Annotated in this window: 17 protein-coding genes; 8 read left to right on the plus strand and 9 right to left on the minus strand. The window is 69.2% G+C overall.

The annotated features are described in order from the left end of the window. Positions 1–16 precede the first annotated feature (16 nt). From ACLIJ1_RS15945 to ACLIJ1_RS15970, 6 genes are all read right to left on the minus strand, one after another. Complete coding sequence (locus ACLIJ1_RS15945) at positions 17–853, minus strand: intradiol ring-cleavage dioxygenase (RefSeq protein WP_411366524.1); 837 nt, start codon at positions 851–853, stop codon at positions 17–19. A 23-nt stretch (positions 854–876) separates the two neighbouring features. After that, a complete protein-coding gene (locus ACLIJ1_RS15950; protein WP_411366525.1) occupies positions 877–1539 on the minus strand; it encodes a hypothetical protein in 663 nt (220 codons plus the stop codon). 92 nt (positions 1540–1631) lie between these two features. Next, positions 1632–2855, minus strand: a complete 1224-nt coding sequence (locus tag ACLIJ1_RS15955) for an ATP-binding protein (RefSeq protein ID WP_411366526.1) — start codon at positions 2853–2855, stop codon at positions 1632–1634. Next, the gene (locus tag ACLIJ1_RS15960; RefSeq protein WP_411366527.1) at positions 2852–3583 is read right to left on the minus strand and encodes a response regulator; all 732 of its coding nucleotides are present in this window, start codon (positions 3581–3583) and stop codon (positions 2852–2854) included. Before ACLIJ1_RS15960 ends, ACLIJ1_RS15955 begins: the two co-directional genes overlap by 4 nt. 136 nt (positions 3584–3719) lie before the next feature. Next, on the minus strand, positions 3720–5459 hold the full coding sequence (locus ACLIJ1_RS15965; protein ID WP_411366528.1) for a pyrroloquinoline quinone-dependent dehydrogenase: 1740 nt from the start codon (positions 5457–5459) through the stop codon (positions 3720–3722). Between the two features lie 47 nt (positions 5460–5506). Further along, a complete protein-coding gene (locus ACLIJ1_RS15970) occupies positions 5507–7225 on the minus strand; it encodes a GMC family oxidoreductase (protein ID WP_411366529.1) in 1719 nt (572 codons plus the stop codon). A 156-nt stretch (positions 7226–7381) separates the two neighbouring features. Here ACLIJ1_RS15970 and ACLIJ1_RS15975 point away from each other — a divergent pair, with 156 nt between their 5' ends. From ACLIJ1_RS15975 to ACLIJ1_RS15985, 3 genes are read left to right on the plus strand one after another with little or no spacing between them, the layout of a single operon-like run. Then, the gene (locus ACLIJ1_RS15975) at positions 7382–8308 is read left to right on the plus strand and encodes a LysR family transcriptional regulator (RefSeq protein WP_411366530.1); all 927 of its coding nucleotides are present in this window, start codon (positions 7382–7384) and stop codon (positions 8306–8308) included. 31 nt (positions 8309–8339) lie between these two features. Further along, positions 8340–10274, plus strand: coding sequence for an acyltransferase family protein (locus ACLIJ1_RS15980; RefSeq protein ID WP_411366531.1), 1935 nt, complete (start codon positions 8340–8342; stop codon positions 10272–10274). A gap of 32 nt (positions 10275–10306) precedes the next feature. Further along, positions 10307–10693 (plus strand): VOC family protein, encoded by a 387-nt coding sequence (locus tag ACLIJ1_RS15985; RefSeq protein ID WP_411366532.1) that lies wholly within the window; start codon positions 10307–10309, stop codon positions 10691–10693. A gap of 116 nt (positions 10694–10809) precedes the next feature. On the opposite strand, the gene ACLIJ1_RS15990 is transcribed toward ACLIJ1_RS15985, so the two are convergent. Continuing rightward, a complete protein-coding gene (locus tag ACLIJ1_RS15990) occupies positions 10810–11679 on the minus strand; it encodes a hypothetical protein (RefSeq protein ID WP_411366533.1) in 870 nt (289 codons plus the stop codon). Positions 11680–11824: 145 nt separating this feature from the next. Here ACLIJ1_RS15990 and ACLIJ1_RS15995 point away from each other — a divergent pair, with 145 nt between their 5' ends. Beyond that, on the plus strand, positions 11825–12352 hold the full coding sequence (locus ACLIJ1_RS15995; protein ID WP_411366534.1) for a low molecular weight protein-tyrosine-phosphatase: 528 nt from the start codon (positions 11825–11827) through the stop codon (positions 12350–12352). A 5-nt stretch (positions 12353–12357) separates the two neighbouring features. On the opposite strand, the gene ACLIJ1_RS16000 is transcribed toward ACLIJ1_RS15995, so the two are convergent. Next, positions 12358–12876, minus strand: a complete 519-nt coding sequence (locus tag ACLIJ1_RS16000; RefSeq protein ID WP_411366535.1) for an acyl-CoA thioesterase — start codon at positions 12874–12876, stop codon at positions 12358–12360. A gap of 100 nt (positions 12877–12976) precedes the next feature. Between ACLIJ1_RS16000 and ACLIJ1_RS16005 the strand changes: the two genes are divergently transcribed. Further along, the gene (locus tag ACLIJ1_RS16005) at positions 12977–13786 is read left to right on the plus strand and encodes a DUF2007 domain-containing protein (protein WP_411366536.1); all 810 of its coding nucleotides are present in this window, start codon (positions 12977–12979) and stop codon (positions 13784–13786) included. A gap of 16 nt (positions 13787–13802) precedes the next feature. Here ACLIJ1_RS16005 and ACLIJ1_RS16010 read toward each other — a convergent pair whose 3' ends face one another. Continuing rightward, positions 13803–14453, minus strand: a complete 651-nt coding sequence (locus tag ACLIJ1_RS16010) for a LysE family translocator (RefSeq protein ID WP_411366537.1) — start codon at positions 14451–14453, stop codon at positions 13803–13805. Positions 14454–14544: 91 nt separating this feature from the next. Between ACLIJ1_RS16010 and ACLIJ1_RS16015 the strand changes: the two genes are divergently transcribed. From ACLIJ1_RS16015 to ACLIJ1_RS16025, 3 genes are all read left to right on the plus strand, one after another. Beyond that, positions 14545–15519 carry a helix-turn-helix transcriptional regulator gene (locus ACLIJ1_RS16015; RefSeq protein WP_411366538.1) on the plus strand — a complete coding sequence of 325 codons (975 nt, stop codon included), beginning with the start codon at positions 14545–14547 and terminating at the stop codon, positions 15517–15519. A 92-nt stretch (positions 15520–15611) separates the two neighbouring features. Next, positions 15612–15947 carry a flagellar basal body protein gene (locus ACLIJ1_RS16020; RefSeq protein WP_411366539.1) on the plus strand — a complete coding sequence of 112 codons (336 nt, stop codon included), beginning with the start codon at positions 15612–15614 and terminating at the stop codon, positions 15945–15947. A gap of 158 nt (positions 15948–16105) precedes the next feature. After that, positions 16106–16435 (plus strand): YegP family protein, encoded by a 330-nt coding sequence (locus ACLIJ1_RS16025; RefSeq protein WP_411366540.1) that lies wholly within the window; start codon positions 16106–16108, stop codon positions 16433–16435. The last annotated feature ends 3 nt before the right edge of the window (positions 16436–16438 follow it).

Genomic DNA, 16438 nt, shown 5'->3' on the forward strand with positions numbered 1-16438 from the left:
CGTCGAAACATCCGCTTCAGATCGCCAACCCGACCGTGAGGCGGGCGGTGTAGCCCGCATCCACGCTGCCGGTCATGGTCGCGACCTGGTGCGCGGCACTGTCGTTGCCGAACACACCGTCGCTGGCCAGCGAGATATTGGCGTAGTTCGCCACGCTCGCCGAATAGCCGGCAGCCACGCCGTAGATCTGGTCGCACGCAATTGCCGGCAGGGCCAGCTGCGACACCTTGCCGTGGTCGCTCACGACCGAATCGTCGGTCGCGATGTCCAGCGACTGGTAGACCTCGAAGTGGATGTGCGGCCAGCGGCCGCTGTAGCAGCCCGGGAAGATGGTGGTGAACGTGACCTGGCCGTTGCTGTCGCTGACCTGGATGCCGCGCAGGTAGTTTTCCTGCGTGTGGCCTCCCGAATACATCGAGTAGCCTCCGTCACGCGTGCAATGCCACAGGTAGACCGCACGGCCGGCCAGGGCCTCGCAGGCCGAACCCGCGTTGACCAGTGTGAGCACCACGGTCAGCGGCACGCCGAGCGCGGTGCCGCTGGCGTTGCCGATGCTGGAGCGGATGTCGCTGCGCACGATGCCCGAAAGCGTGAGTGCGTTCTGCCGCTGGCCCGACGCGACGCTGCCGTCGGCCGGGTACGGACCGGCGGTCTCGGTCGGAATCACGCTGCAGCTGCCGCCGTCGGTCGATGCGGTCGAACCATCGTCGTCCGAGCCGCCGCCACAGGCCAGCAGCGACAGCGGGGCCACCGCGCCCAGCGCCGCACCCCCGAGCCAGCGCAGGCCGCGGCGGCGGTCCAGCGTCTGCTGCATCAGGACGTTCATGTCGTGTCTCAGACCGTGTTCGTGCATGGGTGTCTCCTCTGCGTGGCGGATCAATGGGTTCTGGGCGTGCTGTCGAGGTCGATGCGCAGCGTCAGCTCGGCGCGCAGGCCGCCGCCCTGCGGGTCGGCCACCACGCGGTCGGGCCGCAGGCTCAGCGCCGACTGCGCATCGAGCGGGAGCGGCTTGCGCAGGGTCGGCAGCACAGCGGGGGCGATCTGCAGTTCGCTGGCGACATCGGCCGGCTGCGCGGGCAGCAGCAGGCAGCCTTCGGCACGGGCCAGCACATGGCGCCCGTCGTTGAAATAGACCCGCAGGTAGACCGGCACGCTGTTGTCCAGGTAGCGGCCCGGGTAGACGGTGTGGAACACCAGGTCACCGTGTTCGTCGCTGACCTGCACGCCGCGCATGAGCGCGACAGTGCGCAGGTCATCGTCCTGCACGTCCAGCGTCCAGCAGCAGGGGTCGTAGTGCCAGACATAGACGGCGGCGCGCCGGATCGCCTGGCCCTGCGCGTCCTGCAGGCGCAGCGCCAGCGTCAGCGGCACACCGGGGCTTTCGCGGGCGAGATCGCTGTCCCGCGCGGGCGAGGCCTGGACGAACTCCTTGAGTGGATAGGGCCGCGGCGTTCGCTGAACCTGCAGCAGCACCGGTTCGTGCGGCAGCGGCAGCGGAAGGTGGGAGCGGACGGCAAAGTTCAGCGGTGCGAGTTTCATGCCCCGGATGCTGGGCCGCGCGTGTGAATCCGCCGTCGGCAGATTGTTTCTGCACCGACACAGACGCGGCCGGCACCCCGCCGCTCAGGTCCTCAGGCCAGCGGCAGCCAGAGCCTGGCGCGCAGCCCGCCTTCGGCCCGGTTCTCCAGGCTCAGGCGGCCGCCCTCGCGCTGCGCCAGGTCGAGCGCGATCGCCAGACCCAGGCCGCTGCCGGTTGGCCTTCCATCGGGCTCGCCGGGTGCTCCTTCCGCCTGCAGTCGCACCCAGGGCTGCATCACCCGCTGCAACTGTCCAGGCGCAATGCCCGGCCCTTCGTCCTCGACCGACACCACCACGCCGCCCTCGCCCTCCTGCGCGGACAGCCGCGCGCAATGCCCGTAGCGCAGCGCGTTGTCGACCAGGTTGCCCACGATGCGGCGCAGCGAGGCCGGGCGCGCGCACACCCGCAGCGGAGCGGCTCCTTCGAGGCGATCTGCCAGCGATACCGGCTGCCCCAGCTCGGCGCGGTCGTCGGTCAGCGACTGCAGCATCGCGCCCAGGTCCATCAGCGCCGGCGGCATCGCGGTCGCCTGTTCGCGCACCACCGCCAGCGAAGCGTCGATCAGTTCGTCCATGGCGCGGATGTCCTGCGCCGCCGCCTGCGCGGTCTCCGGCGGCAGCTGCTCCAGCCTCAGGCGCAGGCGTGTCAGCGGCGTGCGCAGGTCGTGCGAGACCGCTGCCATGTGCAGGCCGTGCTGCTCGAACTGGTGCTTGAGCGCACGGGCCATGGTGTTGAAGGCGTGCGCCGAGTCGCGCACCTCGACCGTGCCGAGCCGCTCGTCCAGCGCCGGCGGATCGCGCCCCTCGGCCAGCCCTTGGGAAAGCGTGCCCGAGGCCAGCGCCAGACGCCGCATCGGCGCCGACAGCCAGCGCGCGCCGATCGCCGCACCGACGCCGATCAGCAGGGCGCGCAGCAGGTAGTCCAGCCACAGGCTGCGCGCGGGCATCACCGGCCAGCCGTCGCTGTCTCGCACGCCGTCGCTGCTGCGTCCGTCCGGCGCTGGCCAGCCGGCAAGGTTCGGCCGGTGGTCATGACCCGGTTTCGCCGGTGGTCCGTGCGGCATGTCCACCAGGCCATCGGGCGGCAACGACGGCAGCGGCGGCAGGGCGGCGGCGCCCTCGGTCGACAGGCGGCCCATCCAGCTGGTGCCGAACGGCGAAGCCACCGAAAACGCCACCAGGTTGCTGATCACCAGCGTCACCCACATCAGCAGGAACAGGCGCAGGAACAGGGTGTCGATGCGGCGCAGCCGCTCGCGCAGTGCGGCCAGGCTCATGCGGCCCTCCGGGGTGCAAACAGGTAGCCGGTGCCGCGCAGCGTGCGGATCATGCCGTTCTGCGCGTCGGGTTCACCGAGCTTGCCGCGCAGCCGCGAGACCGCGAGGTCGATGCTGCGCTCGTTGGCGTCGACGCCGGGCGCCCGTGTCAGCTCCAGCAGGCGGTCGCGCGACAGGGCAACGTCCGGGTGGTCGACGAAGGCGACCAGCAGCCGGTACTCGGCCGCCGACAGCGGCACCATCACGCCCTCGGGGTCGTAGAGCCGGCGCTGCACGCGGTCGAAGCTCCAGGCCCCGATTCGCACCCGGCCCACCGCCTGCGCAGGCGCCGCACTGGTGCCCACGCTGCGCAGCACGGCGCGGATGCGCGCCACCAGCTCGCGCGGCTCGAAAGGCTTGGGCAGGTAGTCGTCGGCGCCCAGCTCCAGACCCAGCACGCGCGAAAGCGTGTCGCCCTGCGCGGTCAGCATGATCACCGGCAGGCCGGGCTGTTCGCGCTTGACCCACTGGCACAGGTCCAGCCCGCTCTCGCCGGGCAGCATCACGTCCAGCAGCAGCACATCGATGTCCGAGGCCGGCAGGCGCCGGCGCATGCCGTCGCCGTCGGCCACAGCTTCCAGCCGCATGCCGAAGGGTTGCAGGAAACCGGTGAGCAGTTCGCGGATGCCGGGGTCGTCGTCGACCAGCAGGCAGCGCACAGGAAAGGGGGAAGCGGCAGATTCGGACATGGTGGCGCAGGCAAGGCGGCGCCCCGGAAGGCGACCGCAGGGCGTCAGTGTAGGCAGGGCGGCACCGGCCGGCGCCGCTGTGTCGGCATCTTTCCGGATCTTTACCTGGGCGACACAGACCCGCCCGCGCGCCGGCTCAGTCCGGCAGCCGGAACACCGCCAGCTCGTCGCCCGTGGGCATGCCGAACAGCGAATTGCCGCCAACGGCCACCGCGATGAACTGCTGTGCCCCGACGCGGTAGGTGATGGGCGGCGCATTGACACCGGCGCTGCGCTTCGATTGCCACAGCGTGTCGCCAGTGCGCGCGTCCAGCGCGGCAAACGTGCGGTCGCCGATGCCGGTGAACAGCAGACCACCCGCGGTGCTGAGCAGGCCCCCAATGGCCGGTTCGTCCAGCTGGCGCTGCCACCGCAGGCGGCCGCCGTGCTGCAGGTCGAGCGCGGTCAGGGTGCCGCGCCGCTTCTCGGCGAACTCGGTCGCGACGAAGGCGATGCCCGAGGGCGAGGTGCCGCGGCGGTAGCGCGTGGGCATGTCGATGCCCGGCACCACCAGCTGACCGCTGGCGGCGTCGTAGGCCGAGGGCGACCAGTTGGCGCCGCCAGCGATGCCCGGCGCCAGCACCACGCCGCTCTCGTTCGCACGGGCCATGAAGTTGGACTGCGGCACGAAGCGGTCGGAGCGGAACAGCAGTCGGCCGCTGGCCCGGTCGTACACATAGACCCAGCCCAGCTTGCTCGGCTGCGCCACAGCCGGCCGCGTGCGTCCGCCCTGCTTCAGATCGAAGAGCACCGGCGTGCTGGCCACGTCGTAGCCCCAGAGGTCGTGCGGCACCTGCTGGTGGTACCAGACCAGGCGGCCGGTGCGCGCGTCCAGCGCGACCAGCGACGAGGTGTGCAGGTTGTCGCCGGGGCGGGTGTCGCCTTCCATGTTCGGCGCCGGGTTGCCAGTGCCAAAGAAGATCCAGTCGCGCGCCGGGTCCCAGGCCGGCGTGCTGTACAGCGAGCCGCCACCGTGGCGCCAGGCCTCTTTGTGCTTCGGCAGCGCGCGGCGCTCCTGCGCAATCTCGCGGTACACCGGCAGGTGGTCGGCCGTGGTGGCGCGCATCGGGCCTTCCCAGCCCGGCCCGGTGACCCGGAAGCGCCACAGAGGCTTGCCGGTGTCGATGTCGAACGCCGCCATCACGGCGCTGGGCGCGCGCTGGTCTTCCGCACCGATGACTGCGCCTTCGGTGTGCACGCCATAGCCCGCGCCGTTGGTGCCGACGATGACGCGCTTGCCCGCCACCAGCGGCGCCATGCCGATGCCGATGCCCTGGCCGCCGGTGACCGACTGGCGCGCCAGCGCATCGCCCGCGCGCACCACGTCGCTCATCGAGGTCGCCATCGCGGTGGTGTCCACGTCGCTGTCGGCCTGGCGCGCGACATCGGTGTCCCACAGCACCTGGCCGGTCGCGGCGTCGAGTGCGATCAGCCGGGCATCCAGCGCGCCGAGAAACACCTTGCCTTCGGCCACCGCAACGCCGCGGTTGGCCGGCCCGCAGCAGGGCTTGAAGCCGGGTCGGGTCTGGTGGCGGTAGCGCCAGAGTTCCTGCCCGGTGCGCGCATCGAGCGCCACCACGTGGCTCGACGGCAGACCGACGAACATGCGTCCGTCGACCACCACCGGCGTGGCCTGGAAGGTGCCCTTCACACCCGAGCGGAAGGTCCAGGCTTCGGTGAGCCGAGACACGTTGCCCTGGTCGATGTCGGCCAGCGGCGAATGGCGCGTCGACTGGGCGTCGAGCCCGTGCGTGGGCCAGTCGACGTCCGCGGCGGGTGCCGCAACAGCGGCCAGCGCGAGACAGAGGCCAGGCAGCAGATGGCGGGTGAGACGCATGGTGGTGATCCCTGGGCAACCGTTCGGCGTGAACGATCGCGAGGGTATCACCGGCGCTCGGCAATGATCCAGCGCGCCGCCTTCTCCGCGATCATCAGCGTCGGCGAGTTGGTGTTGCCGCTGGTGATGGTCGGCATCACGCCGGCATCGACCACCCGCAACCCGGCGACGCCGCGCACACGCAGGTGGCTGTCCACCACCGCCATCGGGTCGTCGTCCTGCCCCATCTTCGTCGTCCCCACCGGGTGGAAGATGGTGCTGGCGATGTCGCCGGCCAGGCGCGCGAGGTCTTCGTCGCTCTGGTACTGCACACCCGGCTTGAACTCCTGCGGCTTGTACTTGGCCATCGCGGGCTGGTCGACGATGCGCCGCGTGACGCGCAGGCTGTCGGCCGCGACCTGGCGGTCTTCTGCGGTGCTCAGGTAGTTGGGCGCGATGGCCGGCGCGTCCTCGAAGCGCGGGCTGCGGATGCGCACATGGCCGCGGCTGGTCGGGTTGAGGTTGCAGACGCTGGCCGTGAACGCGGGGAAGCCGTGCAGCGGTTCGCCGAAGGCGTCGAGCGAGAGCGGCTGGACGTGGTACTCGATGTTGGCGTGCGGCTGCGACGGATCGCTTTTCGTGAACGCACCGAGCTGGCTGGGCGACATGCTCATCGGCCCGCTCCGCTTGAGCGCGTACTCCAGTCCGATCGCCGCCTTGCCCCAGAGCGAGTTCGCCAGCGTGTTCAGGGTCTTCGCGCCCTGCACCTTGTAGACCGAGCGGATCTGCAGGTGGTCCTGCAGGTTCTCGCCCACGCCGGGCAGGTCTTTGGCCACGTCGATGCCGTGCTGCTGCAACAGCGCGCCCGGGCCGATGCCCGAGAGCTGCAGGATCTGCACCGAGCCGATGCTGCCCGCGCTCAGGATCACCTCCTGCGCCGCGGTCGCGGTCACCATCTCCTGCCCGCTCCAGACCTGCACTCCGGTGCAGCGCAGCGTGCCGTCGGCCTGCGGCTCGGTGACCAGCTTCGCCACCTGTGCCGAGGTCCACAGCTCGAAGTTGGGCCGCGCGTAACAGGTCGGCCGCACGAACGCCTTGGCGGCGTTCCAGCGCCAGCCGGCCTTCTGGTTCACCTCGAAGTAGCCCACACCCTCGTTGTTGCCGCGGTTGAAATCGTCGGTCGCCGGAATGCCGGCCTGCACCGCCGCCTGAGCGAACGCGTCGAGGATGTCCCAGCGCAGGCGCTGCTTCTCGATGCGCCATTCGCCCCCGGCCTGGTGGTGCCGCAGCGTGTGCCGCCACAGGTCTTCCTCTGCCGTCGCAGGATGGGCGAGCAGCTCGGACGGGCTGCCCTTGGCACCGTGCAGCGCGCTTGCGCCCTTGTAGTGGTCTTCGTGCAACTTGAAGTAGGGCAGCGCGTTGTCCCAGGCCCACTCTCCGTTGCCGGTCAGCTGCGCCCACTGGTCGTAGTCGCGCGCCTGGCCGCGCATGTAGATCATCCCGTTGATGCTGGAGCACCCGCCCAGCGTCTTGCCGCGCGGGTAGCGCAGCTTCCGTCCGTTCAGGCCCGGGTCTGCCTCGGTCTGGTACAGCCAGTCGGTGCGCGGGTTGCCGATGCAATACAGGTAACCGACCGGAATGTGGATCCAGTGGTAGTCGTCCTTGCGGCCGGCCTCGATCAGCAGCACGCGCTTGCTGGCGTCGGCCGAGAGGCGGTTGGCGAGCAGGCAGCCGGCCGTGCCGCCGCCGATGATCACGTAGTCGAAAGTCGCGTTGTGCTCGCTCATGCGGGCGTCTCCTCGTCGGTTCTTGTTCGGGCCGGGTTCATTGGCCGGGCTCATGATGGACCGACCGGCTGACGCGAAACTGTGCCCGAACCTAGGTGGTTTTCCCAATGAAATCGGCCAAGGCACTTTATAAGCCGGCTCAATAATGCGACCTGCATGGCCGCCCACCCGCCCACCCGTCTTCCCGCCACCGACCCGCAGACCCTGCGCGCCTTCGTCGCCGTCGCCCGCGAAGGCAATGTCTCGCGCGCGGCGCAACGTCTGCACCTGAGCCAGCCGGCGGTCAGCCTGCAACTCAAGACCCTCGCCGAAGCGACCGGCCTGCAACTGTTCACCCGCACGCCGCAGGGCATGGCGCTCACGCGCGACGGCGCTGCCCTGCTGCCGCTGGCCGACCGCGCGCTCGCCGCTCTTTCCGATTTCGGCCAGGCCGCTGCCGCGCTGCACCAGACCGTGCGCGGCACGCTGCGCATCGGCACCATCCTCGACCCCGAGTTCACCCGCCTGGGCGCCTTCCTCAAGCAGCTGGTCGAGACCGCGCCGCAGGTGCACACCGAACTGGGACAGGGCATGAGCGGCGACGTGCTGGCGCGCATCGCGCGCGGCGAACTCGACGTCGGCTTCTTCCTCGATCTGCCGCAGGACACGCTCGGCCCGCCCTACCACCTGCGCGCCCTGACCCGCTTCACCTACCGCGTGCTGGCGCCCGCCGGCTGGGGGCCACAGGTCAAGGGCAAGGACTGGAAGGCACTCGCCGCCCTGCCCTGGCTCGCCACCCCGCCGGCCAGCGCCCACCACCGCCTGCAGCGCCGCGTCTTCGGCCCCGGCTCGCTCACCGGCGTGGAGCCCCGACGCGTCGCGCTGGTGGATCAGGAGGCATCCATGCTCGATCTGGTGAAGAGCGGTGTCGGCCTGAGCCTGGTGCGCGACGCGATCGCGATGCGCGAGGCGCAGGCGCATGGGCTGGTCGTCGCAGACCAGGTGGCGCTGGAATGCGATCTGGGGTTTGTCTGCCTCGCGGAGCGGGTGGGGGAACCGGTCATCGCGGCGGCGCTGGGGGCGCTGGATGCGGTGTGGGGGTGACAATCGCCCCCGCCACTTCCTCCGCGGCCGCATGACCAGCCCCACCCACGACCAGAAGTCCGCCGCCTACCAGGCCCACATCGACGGCCTGCGCGCGATCGCGGTCCTGGCCGTCATCGCCAACCACTTCAGCCCGTCGTGGCTGCCCTCGGGTTTCCTGGGGGTGGATGTCTTCTTCGTGATTTCCGGCTTCGTGATCACGGCCTCGCTGCTCTCCAGACCGCGCGATGCCTTCGGCGGCTTCCTGCTGAGCTTTTTCCAGCGCCGCATCCAGCGGCTGTTGCCGGCCCTGCTCGCCTGCGTGCTCGTCACGGCCGTGTGCATCTGCGTGCTGAACCCGCAGCCGCGCAGCAGCCTGATGACCGGCATCAGCGCCCTCTTTGGTGTCGCCAACCTCTATCTTTACCAGCAGTCGATCGACTATTTCGCCACGGCTGCACAGGCCAATGCCTTCACGCACACCTGGTCCTTGGGCGTGGAAGAGCAGTTCTATCTGTTGTACCCGTCGCTGTTCTGGCTGCTGGCGGGTGGCCGCGGGCGCCGGCCTGCCTGGGTGCTGCCGGTGGTGGTCGGTGCGCTGAGTCTGGTGTCCTATGTGGCCTTCGTGAACGTGTTTGCCTCGCGCCCGGCGGCGGCCTATTTCTTTTCGCCGCTGCGCTTCTGGGAGCTCGGACTGGGCTGCCTGCTGTGTGCGGGCCGGGACAGCACCGCGGTGACGTGGATGCAGCGCGCTGTGACACACCTGGGCGCACTTCCGCTGCTGGGTCTGATCGCCTGTCTCTGGATTTCAGCCGATCAACTGGTGCTTGCGAGCACCGTCGCGGTGTTGCTGACCGGTCTGCTGCTCGTGGCCCCCGCGGGCCTGGGCATGAAGGCGCTGACCTGGCCGCCGCTGCGCCACGTTGGGCTGATTTCCTATTCGCTCTACCTATGGCACTGGAGCGTGCTGCTGCTGGCGCGCTGGTCGGTCGGCATCACGCCAGCCAACACCGTCTGGCTGCTGGTCGCCATGTTCCTGCTGGCCGAAGCCTCCTACCGGTGGGTGGAGTCTCCGTTGCGGCATCGGCCCTGGCGCCTGCCGGTGACCTTCGGTCTCGGCGCATCGCTGGCCGGAGCAGCGGCGCTCCTCTTGCTCGCCACCCAGCACCGGGGCCTGCTCCTGCCCGTGGACCCGGGCCTGGTGAATCCACCCGCGTTCCTGCCGGTCAAGGACCAAGCCTTCAACCCCCGCTGTGTGGTCGACGGCCGCGAGCGCCGGTTTCTGGCCGACACCGTGGAGCTTTGCACCTTCCCGCCACGCCCGCCGGCAGGCCGGACACTGTGGGCCATGGGGGACAGTCACGCAGGCCACCTCCAAGGCCTGCTCTACCGCCTGCACGACACCACCGGCGTCGGCGTGCACCTGATCGAAACCCCCAACCAGCCGTACCCGTACAAAGGTCCGGTGTTCGAACCGAGAGAACCCATCCTCCAGTCGGTCCACGAACGCGCCCGCCCCGGCGACGTCTTTGTCGTGTCGCGCCTGTATTTCAAGCGGGAAACCATGCAACTGTTTGCCGACCTCGAACAATGGTCGAACGCGCTGCTCCAGCTCGCGCGCGAACTGGACAAGAAACAGATGCACCTGCTGGTGATCGGACCGCCGCCCATGTTCGAGTTTGTGGACGCCACGGTGTGCCTGCGCCCTGCCTTTTCCAACAGCGCCTGCACACAGGATCGCGAACGCATGGCACAACTGGCCGGCCGGGTGCACCAGATCCTGGAGAGCGCACTGGCGCATCAAGCCAACGCGCACGTGTTCCGCAGTTTCGACGTGCTGTGTCCGCCCGGTAGGGAGCGGTGCTCGCCAATCCGGGAGAGCACGATGCTGTACCGCGACCGCGACCATCTCAACACCGCGGGTGCCGCGCTGCTTGCCGAGCCGCTGGAACGGTTTCTGGCGGAGCAGGGCTTGCCGCTCCGATGAATTCTGCCGCCAGCCCTAACCCATCTCTTCCCATGCTCCAACGCATCCACCACGCCGCCATCATCTGCGCCGACTACGATCGCTCGAAGCGCTTCTACACCGAGGTCCTGGGCCTGACAGTGATCGCGGAGCACTTCCGCGAAGCGCGCAATTCCTGGAAGCTGGACCTCGGCCTCCCGGATGGTTCGCAGGTCGAGCTGTTCTCCTTCCCCGGCGCACCGTTGCGCCCGTCTTACCCCGAAGCGCAAGGCCTGCGGCATCTGGCATTCGTGGTCGAGGATGTACCGGCCTGCAAGGCGCGGCTGGAGGCGCTGGGCGTGGCGGTAGAACCGGTGCGCGTGGACGAATACACCGGGCGGCGCTTCACCTTCTTCAGCGACCCGGATGGGCTGCCGCTGGAGCTGTACGAAGCGGGCTGAGCGGCGAGGTCGTCACGACGGAGCGCGGGGGCCATGAATCCAGCGCCGGGCCGCCCCAAGCTGGATTCGCGCCCCCTTGGGGGGCAGCGACCCGCGCAGCGGCGGAGCGTGGGGGCCTAGTTCAGCTCCATCACCTGCGCCGGAAAGTCGTAGTTCTCGTCCAATGCCCGCGCCGCCATCACCGGCAGCATGTGGGTGAGGAAGACCTCGCCGACCCAGCGGCGCACGGCCGGGTCGGCCGGGCCGGTTTTGGCGTGCAGGGTGAAGGCGCAGAAGCGAGAGATGCCGATGTCTTCGGTCACGCCCAGCGGCACGTGCGGCGCGCGCAGCTGACCTTCGGGCAGGGCGTGCGTGGTTTCCAGCCGCCAGGCGCCAAGCATGCGGTCAAAGTGCCCGACGGAGCCGCGGCGCCAGACTTCGGCGACGTAGAAGTTCCAGGCGCCAGGCTCCTCGGCGATGAAGCCCCAGTCGAACTCGTGGATCGCGTCGGGTTCGGTGTCAAACACGCCAACTTCACGCACATCGTCGCGCATCGCGAACTCGGTGAACATGGCACCGGCGCCGGTCGGCCGGTCGTCGATGAAGCGGTTGATCGCGACCGGGTCGGCGACGTACAGCGGGTCGGGCTCGCTCCAGGCGCGCTTGGCGCGGTTGAGCAGGCGCGCGGTCGCATCGACGCTCTTCTGCGCGTTGATGATCCAGTCCATGAAGGTCTTGCGGCCCTCGGGGGTTTCGAGCTGCTTGACCGCCTGGTCGAAGGCCTTGTCGTCCTTGAGGTAGCCATCTTCGCGCAGGCGCAGCACGATATCGAGCAGCGAGTTGCGGGTGATGTGTTCGAGCGTGTAGGCCAGGTCGCCGCCGGGGTAGTCGGTCATGGTGCGACGGATCCAGTCCATCGTCGCCTCGTGCGAGAGGCCCTGCGGCGCACGCGGCATGTCGTTGAACAGTGCTCGCAGCACGCGTACCGTATCCAGATCGCTGGCCATGTCGGTTCCGGGGTCAGAAAAAGGGAAATGAAAACCCACGCCCGGCGCGCCAGAGCGGCGAACCGTGCCCAGTGGACAGCATAGCCTTGCCCCCCTGGGGTTGAATACCCGGAAAAGTCACGTGTTTGCGGTTCAAATTGAAGCCATGAATCACCCGACCCCACTCCGTTTCCGCGTCCTGTTCGTCTGCATGGGCAACATCTGCCGCAGCCCGACCGCCCACGGCGTGTTCGAGGCCAAGGTGCGCGAGGCCGGTCTGTCCGACCGTGTCGAGGTGGATTCGGCGGGCACCCACAGCTACCACGTCGGTGCCCCGCCCGACCCGCGCAGCCAGGCGCACGCGATCCGGCGCGGCTACGACCTCTCGACCCAGCGCGCACGCCAGCTCACGGCGCGCGACTTCGAGACCTTCGACCTGGTGCTGGTGATGGACTGGGACAACCTCGCCCTGGCCGAAGAGCTCTGCCCGCCGCAACACGCGAAGAAGCTGCGCCGCTTTGCCGAGTTCTTCCAGCACCACGACAGCCCGGTCGTGCCCGACCCCTACCAGGGCGGATCACGGGGTTTCGAGCATGTGCTGGATCTGGTGGAGGACGGCAGTGCGGGGCTGCTTGACCATGTGCGCCGAGAGCTGGAGCCCCCACGCTCCGCCTCTGCCCCCCGAGGGGGCTGATCCGGCTAGGGGCGGCCCGTCGGCGGATCGCTGCTGTCGCCCTCCGTCGCCGCGCGCACGGCGGCAAAGCGCTGCTCCATCTCGCGCCGCATGGCCTTGCGCAGCTCGGCGCCCGCGTGGCGGCGGCGTTCGTCGGGGGTGGACGGCTGCAGCGGCTTGACCGTGGTCGGCTTGCGGTCTTCGTCGACCGCGACCATGGTGAAGAAGCAGCTGTTGACGTGGCGCTTGGCCTGGGTGCGGATGTTCTCGGCGATCACCTTGATGCCGATCTCCATCGACGAGCTGCCGGTGTGGTTGACCGAAGCGAGGAACGTCACCAGCTCGCCGACGTGGATCGGCTGGCGGAACATCACCTGATCGACGCTGAGCGTGACGACATAGGTGCCCGCGTAGCGGCTGGCGCAGGCATAGGCGACCTGGTCGAGCAGCTTGAGGATGGTGCCGCCGTGCACGTTGCCGGAGAAGTTGGCGGTGTCGGGCGTCATGAGCACGGTCATGCTCAGCTGGTGCGAAGGAAGTTCCATGGCGGGTCCGGTGGCGGGGATGCGGTGACGAAGCAGCCATCGTGCCAAGCGAAGCTGCCAGTTGGCTGGCAAGGGCGGGAAGCTTCGCTAGAGTGAGGGCATGAAAACCGTCTACGAAGCCGCGAACGCCCTCGAGGCCCACATGCTGGCCGATGTGCTGAAACAGGAGGGGATTACCGCACAGGTCTTGGGCAGCTTCCTGACCGGAGCGGTGGGGGAACTGCCGGCGGCCGGGCTGGTGCGGCTGATGGTCGACGACGAAGACTTTGATCGTGCAAGGGCGGTGATCGAGCGCTGGGAGTCCACCCAGGACGATCTTTCGCGGCGGCCATCGGCACCGGCCGCGCCCCGGGTGCCCTGGCTCTGGGGGCTCGGCGGACTGCTGCTCGGCGCGGGGCTTTGCTGGGCCTGGGTGCGGGTACCGGTGCACCAGAACGGGTTCGATCACAACCGCGATGGCCGGGCCGACGAACACTGGGAAACATCGGCGGCCGACACCCCCCTCAGCGCCGAGTTCGACCGCAATTTCGACGGCAGGGTGGATCTGCGCTACCGGTACGACGGGCAGGGTGAGCTGGGCTCCGCAGAAGGCGACAACAACTTCGATGGCGTGTTTGAAACCCGGACCCGGTTCCGGGCCGGCCAGGCACAGACCGAGGAAGCCGACACCGACGGCGATGGTCTGATCGATGTGGTGAGCACGTTCGCATATGGGGTTCTGGCCACCACGCAATACCTCGAACCCCGCTCGGGCCGCCCTGCACGGATCGACTTCTACCGGCTGGGCGGGCAGCTGGAACATTCCGACCGCGACACCGACCTCGATGGCGTCATCGACACCCGGGAGCACTACAACGCCCTGGGACAGATCACGCGCACGGAGCGGCTCCCGCCACCCACCGGAAGCTGAAGCGGATGCCTGCGCCTCAGGGTGCGCGCAACCCCTGCCACAGCATCCACGCCGCACCACCCATCAGCACAAGCCCCACCGTCCGGCCGGCGAACACCTGTGCACGACCGCTGCCGTGCAGGAACGCCCGCGCCCGGTCTGCGCCGAACACGACCGCGCCGTACACCGCCACCTGCGTGGCCGCGATGATGGTTCCCATGGCCACCGCCTGCGCCAGCATCGGGCCATGCTCGGGGCGCGCGAACTGCGGGAAGACCGCGACCATGAACAGGTAGGCCTTGGGATTGAGCAGGCAGGTGAACAAGCCCTGCTGGAAAGTTGCCGCCAACGGTCGCGACCGGCTGGCACCGACCTCCCCCAGCGCCGACGCGCCCCGCACCAGCGACCAGCCGATCCAGCCCAGATAGAGCGCGCCGCCAACCAGCATCAGCGTGAACAGCGCCGGGACGGCCTGCAGCATCAGCCCCACGCCCAGCGCAGCCATCACCGTGTGCGCCACACCGCCGGCCACGATCCCCGCCAGCGCCGCCGCCCCACCACGACGGCCGTCGACCAGCGTGCTGCCGAGCACGAAGGCCATGTCCATGCCAGGCAGGGCAATGATCCCCAGCACCAGGACGAAGAACAGCCAGAGGTGCGACAGATCGGAGAAGAGCAGGTTTTCCATGGAGCAACGTGGTGAGGGATGACAGGCGCATGCTGCGCCACATACCATGTCACCTCATGTCATGTTTTACCGGGCACCATCGACAGACACCATGCAAGCCAGCCGACTGCTCTCGATCCTGATGCTGCTGCAGTCGCACGGCCGGCTGACGGCGCCGGCGCTGGCGCGCACGCTGGAGGTGTCCACCCGCACCATCCTGCGCGACATCGACCAGCTCTCGGCCGCCGGGGTGCCGGTCTGGGGCGAGCCGGGGCGCGCGGGCGGCTTCCAGTTGCGCGAGGGCTGGAGCACCACGCTCACCGGCCTGACCGAGCCCGAGTCGCAGGCGCTGCTGCTGGCGGGGCTGCCGGCCGCGGCCACTGATCTGGGTCTGGGCACGGCCGCCGCGTCGGCCCGCCTGAAGATGGTCGCGTCCCTGCCCGCCGAGTGGCGGCAGCAGGCCGACCGCGTGGGCGAGCGGCTGCACATCGATCCGGTGGACTGGTACCGCAGCAGCGAAATGCCCGAACACCTGCGCGGGCTGGCCGAGGCGGTCTGGAACTCGCGCCGCGTCGCGGTGCGCTACGAGAGCTGGCGCGGCACGGCCGAACGCGAACTGGAGCCGCTGGGCCTGGTAATGAAGGCCGGCACCTGGTACCTCGCGGCACGCACCGCCGGGCAAGAAACGGTCCGCACCTACCGGATCTCCGCCGTGCAGGCCCTGCGCCCGTTGCCCGCCCGCTTCCGCCGCCCGCGCCAGTTCGACCTGGCGGCGCACTGGCAAGCCTCGATCGATCGCTTCGAGACCGATCTGCGGCAGCTGCAGGCGGTGGTCAGCGTCTCGCCGCGGGCGCTCGGCTGGCTGCGCAACGAGCGCCACCCCTTTGTGCCGGACACCGCGCCGGCGGGAACGGCGTCACGGCCGGGCTGGACCACGGTGCACCTGCCCGTCGAGTCAATCGAACATGGTGCGCGGCGGCTGCTGTCCTACGGCGGCGAGGCCGAGGTGCTGGCGCCACCGGTCCTGCGGCAGCGGGTGCTCGAGGAGCTGGCGGCGGTACAGGGGCGGTACGGCCAATCCACGTGACAGGCATCTCGCCTTTCGGGGGCCTACAGTTTTCTCGCGCGCCGCCGATAGCTCCTTTGGGACACTGCGCCCGGACACTTCGGACCCCCACCATGACCTCGCCCATCGGATCGTCTGCTTCTGCCATCGGCCTGAGCGGCATGCGCGCCGCGCAGCTGCGGCTGGATGTGGGCGCGCACAACGTCGCCAATGCGCAAACCCCGGGCTTCCAGCGCCAGCGGGTCACGCAGACCGCCAACGCCAGCACCGGCGGCGTGGACGCGAAGGTCGAGCGCGAGACCGCCGTGTCGGGCGAAGGTGGCGACATGAACCAACTGGCCGACGACATGGTCAACGGCAAGATGAGTCTCTACAGCTTTGCCGCCAACCTCAAGGTGGTGAAGACCGAGCAGGACATGCTCGGCTCGCTGCTGGACGCCAAGGCCTGAGCGCGAAAAGCGCCATTGCCTGCGCCGGTTGAGCACGGGCCGCCACAGCCGGCGGCCGGAAGTCACGCTGCCGCCCATATGGCCTTCACAACACCTCCCTGCCGGCCTAGGATGGCGCTGCTTCGGCACATCCCATCTTCCAACTTCAAGGAGCAGACATGGCAGGCTGGTACGAACTCGGTTCCAACGACAAGGGTCAGTATTCGTTTGTGCTCAAGGCGGGCAACGGCGAAGTCATCTTGCGCAGCGAGCAATACGAGAGCAAGGCGTCGGCAGAGAACGGCATCGCGTCGGTGCAGACCAACAGCCCGCAGGACGCCCGCTACGACCGCAAGGAAGCGTCCGACGGTCGCCCGTTTTTCAACCTGAAGGCGGGCAACCACCAGGTCATCGGCACCAGCCAGATGTACAAGACCGCGGCCGCGCGCGACGGCGGCATCGAGTCGGTCAAGACCAACGGCCCGAGCACGACCGTCAAGGCGGTCTGACGC

This window comes from Hydrogenophaga sp. RWCD_12 (assembly GCF_046604225.1).
In the GTDB taxonomy this organism is placed as follows: Bacteria; Pseudomonadota; Gammaproteobacteria; order Burkholderiales; family Burkholderiaceae_C; genus Hydrogenophaga.

Coding starts and splice junctions, on each gene's coding strand:
- ACLIJ1_RS15975 (WP_411366530.1), top strand. CDS start 7,382: ATGGCCGCCCACCCGCCCACCCGTCTTCCCGCCACCGACCCGCAGACC.
- ACLIJ1_RS15995 (WP_411366534.1), top strand. CDS start 11,825: ATGAATCACCCGACCCCACTCCGTTTCCGCGTCCTGTTCGTCTGCATG.
- ACLIJ1_RS16005 (WP_411366536.1), top strand. CDS start 12,977: ATGAAAACCGTCTACGAAGCCGCGAACGCCCTCGAGGCCCACATGCTG.
- ACLIJ1_RS16000 (WP_411366535.1), bottom strand. CDS start 12,876: ATGGAACTTCCTTCGCACCAGCTGAGCATGACCGTGCTCATGACGCCC.
- ACLIJ1_RS15990 (WP_411366533.1), bottom strand. CDS start 11,679: ATGGCCAGCGATCTGGATACGGTACGCGTGCTGCGAGCACTGTTCAAC.
- ACLIJ1_RS15960 (WP_411366527.1), bottom strand. CDS start 3,583: ATGTCCGAATCTGCCGCTTCCCCCTTTCCTGTGCGCTGCCTGCTGGTC.
- ACLIJ1_RS15965 (WP_411366528.1), bottom strand. CDS start 5,459: ATGCGTCTCACCCGCCATCTGCTGCCTGGCCTCTGTCTCGCGCTGGCC.
- ACLIJ1_RS16015 (WP_411366538.1), top strand. CDS start 14,545: ATGCAAGCCAGCCGACTGCTCTCGATCCTGATGCTGCTGCAGTCGCAC.
- ACLIJ1_RS16025 (WP_411366540.1), top strand. CDS start 16,106: ATGGCAGGCTGGTACGAACTCGGTTCCAACGACAAGGGTCAGTATTCG.
- ACLIJ1_RS15985 (WP_411366532.1), top strand. CDS start 10,307: ATGCTCCAACGCATCCACCACGCCGCCATCATCTGCGCCGACTACGAT.
- ACLIJ1_RS15950 (WP_411366525.1), bottom strand. CDS start 1,539: ATGAAACTCGCACCGCTGAACTTTGCCGTCCGCTCCCACCTTCCGCTG.
- ACLIJ1_RS16020 (WP_411366539.1), top strand. CDS start 15,612: ATGACCTCGCCCATCGGATCGTCTGCTTCTGCCATCGGCCTGAGCGGC.
- ACLIJ1_RS15945 (WP_411366524.1), bottom strand. CDS start 853: ATGCACGAACACGGTCTGAGACACGACATGAACGTCCTGATGCAGCAG.
- ACLIJ1_RS15955 (WP_411366526.1), bottom strand. CDS start 2,855: ATGAGCCTGGCCGCACTGCGCGAGCGGCTGCGCCGCATCGACACCCTG.
- ACLIJ1_RS15980 (WP_411366531.1), top strand. CDS start 8,340: ATGACCAGCCCCACCCACGACCAGAAGTCCGCCGCCTACCAGGCCCAC.
- ACLIJ1_RS16010 (WP_411366537.1), bottom strand. CDS start 14,453: ATGGAAAACCTGCTCTTCTCCGATCTGTCGCACCTCTGGCTGTTCTTC.
- ACLIJ1_RS15970 (WP_411366529.1), bottom strand. CDS start 7,225: ATGAGCGAGCACAACGCGACTTTCGACTACGTGATCATCGGCGGCGGC.